Origin of the sequence: Mesorhizobium sp. ISC15, assembly GCF_037162615.1 — a bacterium.
GTDB classification, from domain to species: Bacteria; Pseudomonadota; Alphaproteobacteria; order Rhizobiales; family Rhizobiaceae; genus Mesorhizobium; species Mesorhizobium mediterraneum.
In genome coordinates this window covers 49,729-62,129 of sequence record NZ_JAVSPX010000002.1, presented here as the reverse complement: position 1 = coordinate 62,129, position 12,401 = coordinate 49,729, and the positions used below count along the sequence as shown (strand labels likewise).

Genomic DNA, 12,401 nt, shown 5'->3' with positions numbered 1-12,401 from the left:
ACTGCTCGCGACCTTCTATCTCGTGATCCATCAGCGATACGCCTTCGTGAGCCGTCGCGATCAGCGTATGCCTTCGTTCGCATCGCTGTTCGCCCACACACATGACGCGATCGCGGGTCACGGCACTCAGGCTCATTCTCGACAATGCAGGGCTTACGAAGCCCCCTAGTGCAGGCCTGGCCCTGCCCTGCCAGTCCGGCGAGGACCGGGAGAGCGGGGGACAAGCAGAAAAGCGGAAGGGGGATCACCAACCCGAAGGGCCGGTGCTGCAGGCCGAAGGCCGAAGCACCGAATCGCCATTCCACGCGTACCATGGGTGCGGTGCACGACTCGCGTATGACAGAGACAGTCCGAAAGCATCGCCGATAAAGGGGGTGGGTCGGTTCGACGACCTCGACCCCCGCCGGTAAGGGGATAGTGTCCTGAAGGTTCTGCAAAAAGCTCTGGAGAGAGAACAGCCCTTACTCTGAGGCGAGGGGCGGCCATGGCACGCTGGTGACGTTACGACCACCGATTCCCGTGGAAGGGGAGTGCCATGACCAATCGAGACGTTAGACTGAGCAGAGGCGAGTTGAAAGCGTTGCTGTTGTCGGATGAGGACGGCTTCCGCAGAGTTTTCTCGAAGTCAATCTCGGCGGAACCGCGATCGGGACGGGAGTAACCGCGACGCCCTTCTACAGGGCGCGGGCGCTCGAGTACCTGTCCCACAGCACCGGGCTCCAGCTGGTCGGGTCCAAGGATTTGTTTGAGGCAAGCTGGGACATGGGGGCCTTCATGCTTCACATGGGCCTCCTGAAGAGGATAGCAGCAAAGCTGTCGAAAATCGCCAATGACTTTCGGCTACTATCGAGCGGCCCGCGCGGGGGTATCGGCGAAATTCTGCTTCCGGCCCTTCAGCCCGGCTCTTCTCTGATGCCTGGGAAAGTGAATCCGGTTGCGGCCGAAGCGTTGAACCAGGTCTGCTTTTACGTATACGGCATGGACACGACGGTTGGCATGGCTGCGGAAGCGGGACAGCTTCAGCTTAATGCCATGGAGCCGATCATCCTCTTTAGCATCCACAACGCCATGGATCTTATGCGCAAAGCGGTTCTGACATTTACGAAGACCTGCGTCGAGGGCGTGCAGGCTAACGCGGCTAGATGCGAAGCCAACCTGACCGGCAGTACCGCGTTCGCAACGGAACTTGTGACGACCATGGGCTATGAGGCGGCCGCTAAAGTCGTAAAAGAAAGGCTAGCGAGTTGACAGTCTCGCGCCTTGGCGTGATGGAGCGCAGCAATGCCAAGCAAAGTCGTTTCCGGCGGATTGCTCGGCCATCAATTTCACGTTCCCAAAAGAGAGGATGGCGAAACAGAAAAGCTCACTGATAAATTCTGCCCTCAGCTTACGGCCGAGTTTTGGAAGGCAGAGGCAAGAGGAAGACAACCATCATATCGACGTAGTCAGGGCGATGGCTAGATTGCCTTCGCGCGGGTGAAGACTGCTCGCCTTGCCAAGATAAGGAATAGGCGCGTGGCTACAGGTACGGTGAAGTGGTTTAATGCGACAAAAGGCTTGGGTTCATCCAACCCGACTCCGGCGGTGCGGACGTCTTCGTTCATATATCTGCCGTTGAATGATCCGGGTTGAGGGCCCTCGCCGATGGCCAAAAGGTCAGCTATGAGGTCGAGCAGGACCGGCGCACTGGAAAAATCCTCTGCTGGCAATCTCAAGGCGATCTAGCAGGCTGTTGAAAAAGGGCTCGCGGCGATGCTGTGAGCGTGATTCAGTTTCTCCGGAGAGATTCGGAGAACAAGGCATGCGCGGGGGGACGGACGGTCTGGCGAGTTGTTCAGTTATGTTGATCTCGAGGCGCGGGTGCGGCGCGATCATCCGTTGCGCCGCATTCGGGGGATTGTGAACGAGGCGCTGGCGACGTTGGAGCAAGACTTGGCGGCGCTGTATTCGCCGATGGGGCGGCCTTCGATCCCGCCGGAAAAGTTGCTGCGAGCGATGCTGCTGCAGGCGTTCTACTCGATCCGATCGGAGCGGCTTTTGATGGAGCGGCTGGAATACGACCTTCTGTTCCGCTGGTTCGTCGGTATCGGCGTCGACGACGCGGCCTGGGACCATTCGGTGTTCTCCAAGAACCGCGACCGGCTGCTGGAGGGCGACATCGCCGCAAAGTTCCTGAGCGCGGTGCTGGCGCAGCCCAAGGTCAAGAGGCTCCTGTCGATGGATCACTTCTCGGTCGACGGGACGCTGATTGAGGCCTGGGCGTCGATGAAGAGCGTCAAGCCGAAGGACGGCTCGGGCGAGCCGCCGGCTGAAGGCGGCGGGCGAAACGCGAAAGCGAACTTCCATGGCCACAAGCGCTCGAACGACACACATGCCTCGACCACCGATCCGGATGCCCGGCTCTATCGCAAGGGCAAAGGCAAGGAGGCCAAGTTGTGCTTTATGGGACATGGCTTGATGGAGAACCGCCACGGCCTGCTGGTCGACGCCTGCCTGACACTGGCCGACGGACATGCTGAGCGGGTGGCCGCACTGCACATGATCGAACCTCGAGCGGAGCGGCCACAGGCGATCACGCTCGGCGCCGACAAGGCCTACGACGCGGAAGACGTCGTCAATGAGCTGCGCTCGATGAGGGTGACGCCGCATGTAGCGCAGAACACGAGCGGCCGCAGTTCGGCGATCGACGGGCGCACGACGCGGCTGGCGGCTATGCCGTCAGCCAGCGCATCCAGGAAACGCATCGAAGAGGCATTCGGTTGGATCAAGGTCGTGGCCGGCCAGCACAAGACCAGGTTCCGCGGCCGCGACCGTGTCGGATGGGCCTTCACCTTCGCAGCCGCCGCCTACAATCTGGTGCGACTGCCCAAGCTCATGGCGGAGACCGGCTGATGGCTAAGGTTCCCGGCTTCGCCAAGGCCTTTGCCGGCCGCTGGCGCATCGTCGAGATGGATGTTTGGGATAATGACTTCCTCGATCTCGTCGAGGAAGCGCATCTGACATTCAAAGGCTCGGCGGATGGCGAGATCGCCTTCGGCGCACTCAACGGCTTCCTCGATGTCCGATATGGCACCCGCGATGGCTCAGCCTGCGCGGAGTTCTCATGGGAGGGGCATGATGAGAATGACCCAGCCTGTGGCCGCGGCTGGGTTGTCTTTGGCACTGCAGGCCGCCTCGTCGGCCACTTCTACATCCACAACGCCGACGATTCAGGCTTCGTTTGCGAAAGAGCCTGATTCTTCAACAGCCTGCTAGGTTGCTCAAAAGGCCGGACACATATTGTAAACGGCGCAGACGGGGTGGTGAGCGGCCATTTGCCCTTGGCGATCTTCATTCAGCGAGGGGCAGAAACTTCACCATCCGACGTCGTTCTGCAGTCTCCGTTTCGACCACGAACCCCTCTCGTTCATAGAACTTTGAGGCGGGGTTCGTTGTCAAGACGCTGAGCCTGGTGGGATGGCCACGCTGAGCCCCTCTTCTCCCTTGCTGCTGTAATACCTGCGCGCCCATGCCGCGATTTCTGGAACGCTGTTTTTCGAGGAAGAGGTGGTCAGGCTGCCATGTGACGGCAATACATCCCACCCCCTTGCCATCCAGTTCGATGATGTCGTGCCCATCAAGAACAAGGGATTCGATCGTGTCGGACGGACGCCAATGGCCCAGCAAATCTCTTCGAGCCTGCATCGTTGCGGAAACGGCCCGAAGCCGATATTTCATGCTATATTCCTGACAAGAATGTAAACGTCTTGTGCCCGAATAATTCGGGCAGTGACAATTCCGCATTGTAAATCGGCGTGGCGCTTCGGCGCTGATCGGCGCTATTAGGCATTGAATTGGTGAGGGGCGGGTCACGTAGGGACGCCGATTCACGCCACTTCGGACTTTGACATCTCACGCAGCTCGGCGTTCCGGGATGAGGGGCGCGGCCAACTCGTGTATGCGAGCATTTGGACAAACCCGCCTGGCGATATCGCATAGATGCTGGTGATGTGTCAGATAGATTACCTGACCCACTTTCGCCATTGTGAACCGGCGCCACAGCGTGACCCCACCCGCCACTGAGATTTCAATGCCTTATCGTGCCGATCGGCGCGGAAACCCCACGCCGATTGACACCGGCGCCACCGCAAACAGCGTCTTCATCGGCACGGCGGTCGGCTTTATCGCCCCCCATCTTTGCCATCGCCACCCATGCAAAGGCGGCCGGCTTCAACGTCGCAACGCTTGGCCAAGCGCTGGTCGATCCGGCCGATATGCTTCGGCTTGGTGGTTGCGGGGGCTCATGACTGGCCATCGTTATGGAAAGGTGGACTTCGCTGCTCGAAGTCTCCAGCCTCTCCAAACCCTATGGCACTCAGGTCGGGTCAGGGGTCGAATTGGCAGGCAAGTCTCGACCGAGGCCGCTCCGCCATCACATCCCGTCGTCAACCTTTGTAGATGCCCGGGAAAACAATGTCCTGGTCGACGAGCACATTGAACTTGTACCCAGGGCGGATCTCGAGCGTCGGCTGCACGTCCATGTTCCTCTGGATGGTTCGATCGGCGACACGCCCGAATGTCTCGGCGAAGTTTCGTCTTGCGGCATCCGAGGCCGTGTCTTGCGTCGCGAGTGTGGAGCTGTGCGGGATTGCCATATCCATGCCGGTGCCGATCACCGCAACGAGGATGGCCGAACCGAAGGTCTGAAGCCACTTGCGGTCGATCTTGTCGCGGTAGCCGCTATAACCTTGAGCATCAGAGCCCGCCATGCCGCCGATCTGGAGCGTGGAGCCGTTCGGGAAGATGATGTCCGTCCAGACGACGAGCACGCGGCTCTGGCCGAACGACACCTTGCTGTCGTAGCGTCCGAACAACTTCGTTCCCTGTGGGATCAAAAGGCGATGTCCAGTTGCTGAATCATAGACGTTCTGGCTCACCTGGGCGGTGATGCGACCGGGAAGGTCGGAATTGATGCCGGTGATCAATGTCGCGGGAATAACCGAGCCACGCTTGAGCTCATATGGTGACTGCTGCGGCACAACACGGTTCGGCAGGTAGCCAAGCTCCTTGAGGTCCGCGTTGAAGAAATCCTCCTTGGCCTTCTGGGCATTTGGATCGACATTCTGCCCGCCGAGACCAGCGCGCAGAGCTGCCGCATATAGGTCGGACGCAGCACTAGTCGTCGTCGCGGTGGAGATTCCGTTCGTTGTCGTGGCGGCCGCAGCGGTCGTATCCCCTCCCCGACTGTCGAACTTGCCGCGGTCGACCGTGATCGGCGAGTCATAGGCCGCGTCATTAGCCTGAAGCCGGGCCATCCTCTGGCGATGGCGCTCCCGGAGATACTGTTCTTCCTGCTCTCGTTGCAGCCGGGCTCGCCAGACCTGTTCGGGCTCCAACTCCTGTGCCGGCCGTGCATCTTGCTGTGGCGTGAACGGGTTGACGGCGGGCTCTTTCTCAACTTGCGTCTCCACAGGTGTCGGCTGCAGCGTCGTTGATTGCTGTGGTTCTCCGATGATGGCGTCGCCTACACCTCGCTTAAGCTGGTCGGCGAAGGTCGAGGCCGGATTGCCGGAGCCATCGCCCGGGCCGGTGTTCTGGCGGACAAGCAGGCCGCGCGATGTGAGACCGTAGAAGATCACGCCGAGGAAGGCGATGACGAGCACGATCACGATGATGATCGGCAGTCGATTGATGCGCCGGATGCCGGCCTCGGAGTCCTTGTTGGGCGCACCGCCGAGCTTAAGAGATTGCACCATGGCTCCCCCTACCCGCGACGCATCGCGGAGAGCGGGCTCGCCGGCGATGCGCCCGTGGTAGTTACCTCATAGGCACGGCCGAGCTCGACACTGCTCGTCGACAGCCGCGCGAGGACCTGGCCCTCGAACAGCTCGACAACATAGGCAAGCGGGACGATCGTCGTGCCGCTGTCGGTTGTCTGGTCGGTGACGACCGCGTATCCCCACCCCTTGAGGGCCGCCTCCAGAGCTCGCCCGAAGGGCGAACCATCCTGCTTCAACGCGATGGTCCCAGTGCCTGGCCCGACGTGCTCGGCAAGGCGGCTCACCATATCGCCGGCGATCGAAGTTGCGGCCGGGCCGGAGATGTCGGCTGGCGCCTTGCTGGCGACGAGGTCGCCCGAGCCAAGGCTCTGGCAACCGGAAAGGAAAACCGCGAGTGTGACCGCGGCGGCGAGCGAGCGAAACGAGCGGAAGACAGACATCACCGCCTTCCCCGCCGGATCGTGACCTTCTCCTGTTTCCAGCCGACGCCGGAGACGAGTACAGCCTTATCGACATGATAGTCGACGATCATCATATCGTTCTTCATGCGATAGTTGACGATACGGTTCTGGCCGCCGGAGATGACGAAGAGGACCGGCGCGTCCTGGCCGGAGATCGAGCGTGGAAATTGGATGTAAGTCTTGATGCCATCGCTATAGACGCGGCTGGGCCGCCATCCGGCGCGACCCGAAATCGAATAGCCGAACTGCAACTGCTCGGCCGGAACCCCGGCGCCCGGAATCGTGCTCGCTTCCATGCGGGCGTTTATGTCGGCGAGCTTCGCGGACACGTCCTCGGGATATTCGAAGCCGACACGGGCCATGTACTGCGCCTGATGCGACTTGAGCTGGATGTGATAGGTGCGTCGAGAGGTCGTCACCACCATCGAGGTGACGATGCCAGGCTCGGAGGGCTTGACGATCAGGTGGACGGCCTGGCCGCCGTCGGCCCCGGAGGTCGCGGGTTCGATCTTCCAGCGGACCGTGTCGCCGACGAGAACATCGCGCACAGCCTCACCGGCCTCAAGCTCGATATCGCACACCTGCAGCGGCGAGCACACGACCGAGGGCTGGATCTCGCCGTAGAGAAAGACGACCTTTCCGTCCGCGCCTTTCGTGACAAGGCCGCGCGATCCACGCCACTGGCCGGAAATCCCGATGCCCTTCGCCTCATTGGCAGTCACCCCATCTGCGAGGGCTTCCGAAGAGAGGAGGAAGGGCGACCCCATCGCGATGGATACGATCACGATGGCGTTCAGCGTGGCCCGGGCTATTTTGGTTCTGAAGTTCATATGCGGGCCATGCCTTTCAAAGCTGCGCAGTCCAGTCGAAGTCGCGGAGATAGAGACCGATCGGGTTGAAGCGGATGATGGCCTCGTCCTGTGGAGGCGTAAGCGTGACGGTGGCGACGCCGCGGAACCGCCGAACGGCGGTCTCCTTGCCCTTGCGGTCGCGTTCGAACTCGGTCCAGTCAATCTGGTAGCTCTGGTTGGACAGCGCGACGATGTTGTTCACCTCTATGGCGACCGTCGCGGTCTTCGCCTTCTCGAACGGCGAGGAGGAGCGGAACCAGGCGTTGACCTTCTCGGTGGCCGGATCGGAGGTTCTCAGATGCGAATAGGTGCGATCGATATACTGCTTCTGCACGACCGCATCCGGCGTCACGCTCCGGAAGTTCGAGACGAAGCTGCCGAGCGTGGCCCTGACGACGCGGGAATCGGCATACTCGATCTGTTCCGGGAAGCCGGCGCTCGAGGCCGTCCCGAGCTTGTCGACCTCGACGATGTACGGCACCAGCTTGACCTGCGTGCTCTGGAAGAGCGCATAGGAAAAGCCGATCACCGCCATGGTCATGCCGGCGATCCCGACCAGGCGCCAGGCGGCTGCGGCCTTGACGTAGGAGCCATAGCGTTCGTTCCACTCCTGTCGGGCGGCAAGATAAGGGTTTTCGGGCGGATTGCCTGCGGCCATGCCGAACGGTCTCCTTACTTACTGTCATCGATCGGGGGCGGCACAGGCCGAGAGGGTGTCCGCTCGCCCGATTGCCGGCTCTGGTCGAGCTTGGCGTTGGCAAGCCCCAGGAGAGAGCCCGCATAGGCGCCGGGCGAGGCGATCGCCTTTTCCTTGGCCGCCGAGCCGGCTGCCCATCCGGCGTTGCCAATGCCAGAGGCCATGCCACGCAGTGCAGCACCCGCCATCGACGACCCGCCAGCTCGTGCGTCGCTCGCCGTCTGCGCGCCCCGTGACGCGGCGCTCGCGCCGAGGAAGGCACCGCCGGCGGCGAAGGTCGCGGCCTGCGCGCCGTGCCGGATCGCTTCCATGCCGCCGGCGATCGACGCGCCCTGGACCACCCCCTGCACGATCGGGGGAACGTACATGGCGATGACGAACACGACGACCGAAATGCCTGCGATGGCGAGCGTCGTGATGAACTGGTCGGAGGTCGCCGTCGGCGCTTCGGCCAGGCCGAGCAGGATGTCTGAGCCGATCTTGGCGATCATCACCAGCGCCATCAACTTCATGCCGACGGAAAAGGCATAGACCAGATAACGGACGGCGAAGTCCTTGGTGTAGGAGGAGCCTCCCAGTCCAAGCATGATCATCCCGGCCAGAAGCCCGACATACATCTCCACCATGACGGCCACGAAGATCGCAGCCACCAGAGAGAAGGAGACGACGACAACGACCATTGCGAAGACCGCGGCGATGGCGAGCGCGTTGTCCTCGAACAGGCCGAACTGCGCCTGCTCGGACATCTTGGATGCAACGCGAATGCCGGCATCAAAAATGTTCGCCGGCGAAGCCGAGCCGCCGCCGGCGCCGATCTGGAACAGGCTGTCGACCACGGCCTTGGCGAAGGCCGGTCCCTGATCGAGGATGAAGGCGAAGAGGCCGATGAACATGACCCGGCGCACCAGCTCGGCGAACCAAGCGTCGAGGCTGGCCGCGTTAATCGCCAGCCAGACCGCGGCGATCCCAACTTCGATGCTGGCGAGAATCCAGAACAGCGAGCGTGCCGCGTCCATGACCGTCGTCTCCCAGCCCTTTGCGGCGGTGACGACCTGGTTCTCCAGTGTTGTTAGGACCGAACCTTGCTGTGCAAGCGCCGGCGCGCTCGCGAGCAGCACGATGGCGATGACGATGAACAGCGCCTCAAACGCGCGGGAGGGGCGGACAATCACCATCGCGGCTTCATTTCCTGCCCGCCGCGCACATCGCGATCCGGATCGCCGCCGAAAAAGCGCTCCCGGTGCTCTTGACGCGCAGCACCAGAGCTCGACGCCGCCGCCGGCGTTTCAGTCGTGGCGTTCGGTTGCACGACTACCCACAACATCATGCCGGCGCCGAAGGCGACGAACACCGCGAGGGCGATGAGAAGGCGCGGGCTCACCAGCGGGGCTCCATCGTCTGACCGCTGCGGATATCGCGGTTGGGCGCGTTGAAGAACTGCTCGCGGCGGGCCTCGGCGAGGTCCTGTCTCGCCTGTTCGGACTGGAACCACGTGCCCATCATGGTCATCTGCTGCGAGACGAGCCCGCGCAGCTTCTGCATCTGCGCGACCTGCTGGGTGGCGATCTGATGGCCGACCTGCAGCGCCTTCATCTGGCCGTCGGCCGATTCCGACATTGAGCGCAGCGAGGACATGGTGGATTCCTCGCTCGAGAACTGCTCCGCGGTGAGGTTCGCTGCCTTCAGCGTTCCGGCGATCGTGTCGCGGTTGGTGTCTGACCAGCTCTGGTAGGTCGACGAAAAACTTGTGCCATCCGGCAGGTTGCTCTTCATGTCGGCGAAGCTCTGGAAGCGCTGTTTCAAAACGTCATCGATATTGCCCATCGAAAAGGCGACGCCCTGCCCTTGCGCTACGACGTTCTGCAGGCTCTTCAGGTCGTTCTCGGCCTGGCCCCAGATATGGTTGGGCAGCTGCGCGGTGTTCTGCAGCAGGTTGTTGTAGATATTGAGCTGGTTCTGGATTTGCTCGGCGAGCTGGGTGATCTGCTTGATCTGGTTGTTGACCTGCTCGGCCGACTTGCCGACGAGGCTGACAAGCTCGGCATTGTTTGCAAGCTGGGTCCATTCAGTTGCTTGCCCCGTCATGCCGCCGGCATGCGCGACCGGCGGCGCTACGGCAGTGCCCAGTATCAGCGCCGCGGCAACTGCGGCACGGGTGCTACGCTTTGGGAAAGAATGATGCGACATCGGCAATCCCCCTCTGTTGGAGCCATTCGAGGGGCCACGCGGCCCCATGCTTGGAATGAAGGGCACGGATCTGCTTGAGGTCCTCCTTGCCGGACGCTCCGACAAAGGAGAGGGCGACAGGACCGAGCGCCATGTCGAACAGCCTGCGGCCTTCCGGCGAGGCGACGTAGTATTCGCGTTTCGGCAGAGCCGTCGCGACGATCTCGATCTGCCGTTCGTTGAAGCCGATCCGCTCGTAGAACTCGCGCGTTCCCGTCTCGCGCGCAGCGCCGTTGGGAAGGCAGATCTTCGTCGGGCAGCTTTCCTTCAAGACGTCGATGATGCCGGAGCGTTCGGCGTCGGAGATGGACTGCGTTGCGAGGACGACGGCGCAGTTCGCCTTGCGCAGCACCTTCAGCCATTCCCTGATCTTGTCGCGGAAGGTCGGATGCCCGAGCATCAGCCAGGCCTCGTCGAGCACGATGAGGCTGGGCGCTCCTGTCAGGCGGTTCTCGATGCGACGAAAGAGATAGGTCAGGACGGGTACGAGGTTGCGTTCGCCCATGTTCATGAGCTCTTCCACCTCAAAGCACTGGAACGCCCTGAGTGACAGACCGTCCTCCTCGGCGTCGAGAAGCTGCCCCATGGGGCCGTCGACCGTGTAGTGGTGCAAGGCATCCTTGATCTCGCGCATCTGCACGCCGGAGACGAAGTCCGAGAGCGAGCGACCGCGCGACTGCGCCATCAAACCGATCTGCCGGGAGATGGCGTTGCGATAGTCCGGCGTGACGCTGACGCCCTGCAGCGCGACAAGCGTTTCGATCCACTCGGCCGCCCACGCGCGGTCGCCGTCGCTGGAGAGCTCTGCGAGCGGGCAGAAGGCGAGCGCCGGCGAAGCCCCCTCCCCTCCCCCGGTAGCATCCCCGCCGATCTCGTAGTGATCGCCGCCGAGTCCGAGCGTCAGCGGCAGCATGGAGCGACCCTTGTCGAAGGCGAAGACCTGGGCGCCGGCATAGCGCCGGAACTGTGCGGCGATCAGCGCCAGCAGCGTCGACTTGCCCGACCCCGTCGGTCCGAACACCAGCGTGTGGCCGACGTCGTCCACATGCAGGTTCAGGCGGAACGGTGTGCTCCCGCTCGCGACCTGCACGAGCGGTGGCGAGCCGGGCGGATAGAAAGGGCAAGGCGCCACCGGGCTGCCCGACCAGACCGAGTTCAACGGGATGAGGTCGGCAAGATTGCACGTGTTGATCAACGGCTCCCGGATATTGGCGTAGGAGACGCCGGGCAGGCTTCCAAGGAAGGCGTCGGTCGCATTCAGCGTTTCAATGCGCGCCCCAAACCCCTCGGCCTGGATGAGACGGCGGATCGCCTCGCACTTTTCCTGAAGCCGAGCCTGCGCTTCATCGAACAGGACGATCACCGGCGTGTAGTAGCCGTAGGCGACGAGCTGGGAGGAGGCCTCGGCGATGGCGTCCTCCGTCTCGGCCACCATCATCATGGCGTCCTGGTCGACCGAGCGGCTCTGGGTCTGAAAGAGCTGGTCGAAGAACGGCCGCACCTTCTGCTGCCATTTCTTGCGGGTCCGCTCCAGCTTCTGCCGTGCCTCCTGCTCGTCAAGAAAGACGAAGCGCGATGACCAGCGATAGGTCAGCGGCATCAGATCGAGCGCGTTGAGGATGCCCGGCCAGCTCTCCGCCGGCAGGCCGTCGATTGCGACAACCCCGAGGAAGCGGTTCTCCACAAGCGGGGTCAGGCCGTGCTGCAGCTCGGCCGTGACCAGCCAGTCGAGATACATCGGGATGTCCGGCAGACGAAGAGGATGGTTTTCGCCTGTGATGCAGAAGCGGACGAACTGGAGCAGCTCGTCATAGCGGGCGACCCGAAATCCGCCTCTCTCGTCCGCCTCGCGCGTCGCCATCCGCTGAATGGAGACGACATTGCCGAGATATTGCTCGATCTCGCGGATCGAGGCGCGGAACGTGTCGAGCGTTGTCACCGCATAGGATGCCGATCGGCTTGCCGGATCGGAATAGACATAGCGTGCGAGGCCAGATCGCCGCGGCTCCGGCGGCCGCCACGTCAGGATGAGCGCATGCCGGCTCTCGAAGTGTCCGCTTTCTCGCTGGAAGTGGAGCCGTCTCTCGAAGTCGATGGCCCGCGTGACTGGGTCGGGGAAATGGCACTCAGCTTCGTCGGGGTAATCGGAAGTCGGCACCCGCACGGCTTCGACCTGGATCATCCACCCCGATCCAAGGCGCGCGAGAATGGTGTTGATCTGCCGCGAGACCTCGTTGCGCTCGGCGTCCGTCGAACTCTCACTGTCGGGGCCGGCAAAATACCAGCCGGCCATCAGCGAACCGTCCTTCAGCAGGATCACGCCGTTGTCGACGAGACCTGCGTAGGGAACGAGATCGGCGAAGGATGGTCCAGATTGGCGGAAAGTCTTGAGTGCGACCATGAGCGC

At 62.4% G+C, this 12,401-nt stretch carries 12 protein-coding genes and 1 pseudogene; 4 read left to right on the top strand and 9 right to left on the bottom strand.

Annotation, left to right across the window (positions count from 1 at the left end):
• Positions 1 to 645: 645 nt before the first annotated feature.
• The 4 genes and pseudogenes from RPG13_RS33170 to RPG13_RS33155 all read left to right on the top strand — a co-directional run bounded on the left by RPG13_RS33170 (position 646) and on the right by RPG13_RS33155 (position 3,236).
• The gene (locus tag RPG13_RS33170) at positions 646 to 1,248 is read left to right on the top strand and encodes a lyase family protein (RefSeq protein WP_095482573.1); all 603 of its coding nucleotides are present in this window, start codon (positions 646 to 648) and stop codon (positions 1,246 to 1,248) included.
• 267 nt (positions 1,249 to 1,515) lie between these two features.
• Positions 1,516 to 1,725: pseudogene (locus RPG13_RS33165) on the top strand (cold-shock protein).
• Between the two features lie 60 nt (positions 1,726 to 1,785).
• The gene (locus RPG13_RS33160; RefSeq protein ID WP_095482572.1) at positions 1,786 to 2,892 is read left to right on the top strand and encodes an IS5 family transposase; all 1,107 of its coding nucleotides are present in this window, start codon (positions 1,786 to 1,788) and stop codon (positions 2,890 to 2,892) included.
• Entirely contained in the window at positions 2,892 to 3,236 is a 345-nt protein-coding gene (locus RPG13_RS33155; RefSeq protein WP_095482571.1) for a hypothetical protein, read from the top strand. The genes RPG13_RS33160 and RPG13_RS33155 overlap by 1 nt, the downstream gene beginning before the upstream one ends.
• A gap of 94 nt (positions 3,237 to 3,330) precedes the next feature.
• Here RPG13_RS33155 and RPG13_RS33150 read toward each other — a convergent pair whose 3' ends face one another.
• From RPG13_RS33150 to RPG13_RS33110, 9 genes are all read right to left on the bottom strand, one after another.
• Complete coding sequence (locus RPG13_RS33150; protein WP_158302485.1) at positions 3,331 to 3,717, bottom strand: GNAT family N-acetyltransferase; 387 nt, start codon at positions 3,715 to 3,717, stop codon at positions 3,331 to 3,333.
• 707 nt (positions 3,718 to 4,424) lie between these two features.
• The gene (gene trbI / locus RPG13_RS33145; RefSeq protein ID WP_095482569.1) at positions 4,425 to 5,735 is read right to left on the bottom strand and encodes an IncP-type conjugal transfer protein TrbI; all 1,311 of its coding nucleotides are present in this window, start codon (positions 5,733 to 5,735) and stop codon (positions 4,425 to 4,427) included.
• Positions 5,736 to 5,743: 8 nt separating this feature from the next.
• A complete protein-coding gene (trbH, locus tag RPG13_RS33140; RefSeq protein ID WP_095482568.1) occupies positions 5,744 to 6,199 on the bottom strand; it encodes a conjugal transfer protein TrbH in 456 nt (151 codons plus the stop codon).
• Complete coding sequence (trbG, locus tag RPG13_RS33135) at positions 6,199 to 7,050, bottom strand: P-type conjugative transfer protein TrbG (RefSeq protein ID WP_095482567.1); 852 nt, start codon at positions 7,048 to 7,050, stop codon at positions 6,199 to 6,201. Before trbG ends, trbH begins: the two co-directional genes overlap by 1 nt.
• A 16-nt stretch (positions 7,051 to 7,066) precedes the next feature.
• Positions 7,067 to 7,729: a conjugal transfer protein TrbF gene (locus RPG13_RS33130; RefSeq protein WP_095482566.1), complete on the bottom strand. Its 663-nt coding sequence runs from the start codon at positions 7,727 to 7,729 to the stop codon at positions 7,067 to 7,069.
• Positions 7,730 to 7,743: 14 nt separating this feature from the next.
• The gene (gene trbL / locus RPG13_RS33125) at positions 7,744 to 8,943 is read right to left on the bottom strand and encodes a P-type conjugative transfer protein TrbL (RefSeq protein ID WP_095482565.1); all 1,200 of its coding nucleotides are present in this window, start codon (positions 8,941 to 8,943) and stop codon (positions 7,744 to 7,746) included.
• Entirely contained in the window at positions 8,937 to 9,149 is a 213-nt protein-coding gene (trbK, locus tag RPG13_RS33120) for an entry exclusion protein TrbK (protein ID WP_128177110.1), read from the bottom strand. Before trbK ends, trbL begins: the two co-directional genes overlap by 7 nt.
• Positions 9,146 to 9,955: a P-type conjugative transfer protein TrbJ gene (gene trbJ / locus RPG13_RS33115; protein ID WP_095482563.1), complete on the bottom strand. Its 810-nt coding sequence runs from the start codon at positions 9,953 to 9,955 to the stop codon at positions 9,146 to 9,148. Before trbJ ends, trbK begins: the two co-directional genes overlap by 4 nt.
• Entirely contained in the window at positions 9,927 to 12,395 is a 2,469-nt protein-coding gene (locus tag RPG13_RS33110) for a conjugal transfer protein TrbE (RefSeq protein ID WP_095482562.1), read from the bottom strand. Before RPG13_RS33110 ends, trbJ begins: the two co-directional genes overlap by 29 nt.
• Between the last annotated feature and the right edge of the window lie 6 nt (positions 12,396 to 12,401).

Coding starts and splice junctions, on each gene's coding strand:
- RPG13_RS33110 (WP_095482562.1), bottom strand. CDS start 12,395: ATGGTCGCACTCAAGACTTTCCGCCAATCTGGACCATCCTTCGCCGAT.
- RPG13_RS33130 (WP_095482566.1), bottom strand. CDS start 7,729: ATGGCCGCAGGCAATCCGCCCGAAAACCCTTATCTTGCCGCCCGACAG.
- trbH (WP_095482568.1), bottom strand. CDS start 6,199: ATGTCTGTCTTCCGCTCGTTTCGCTCGCTCGCCGCCGCGGTCACACTC.
- RPG13_RS33155 (WP_095482571.1), top strand. CDS start 2,892: ATGGCTAAGGTTCCCGGCTTCGCCAAGGCCTTTGCCGGCCGCTGGCGC.
- trbG (WP_095482567.1), bottom strand. CDS start 7,050: ATGAACTTCAGAACCAAAATAGCCCGGGCCACGCTGAACGCCATCGTG.
- RPG13_RS33150 (WP_158302485.1), bottom strand. CDS start 3,717: ATGAAATATCGGCTTCGGGCCGTTTCCGCAACGATGCAGGCTCGAAGA.
- trbL (WP_095482565.1), bottom strand. CDS start 8,943: ATGGTGATTGTCCGCCCCTCCCGCGCGTTTGAGGCGCTGTTCATCGTC.
- trbJ (WP_095482563.1), bottom strand. CDS start 9,955: ATGTCGCATCATTCTTTCCCAAAGCGTAGCACCCGTGCCGCAGTTGCC.
- trbI (WP_095482569.1), bottom strand. CDS start 5,735: ATGGTGCAATCTCTTAAGCTCGGCGGTGCGCCCAACAAGGACTCCGAG.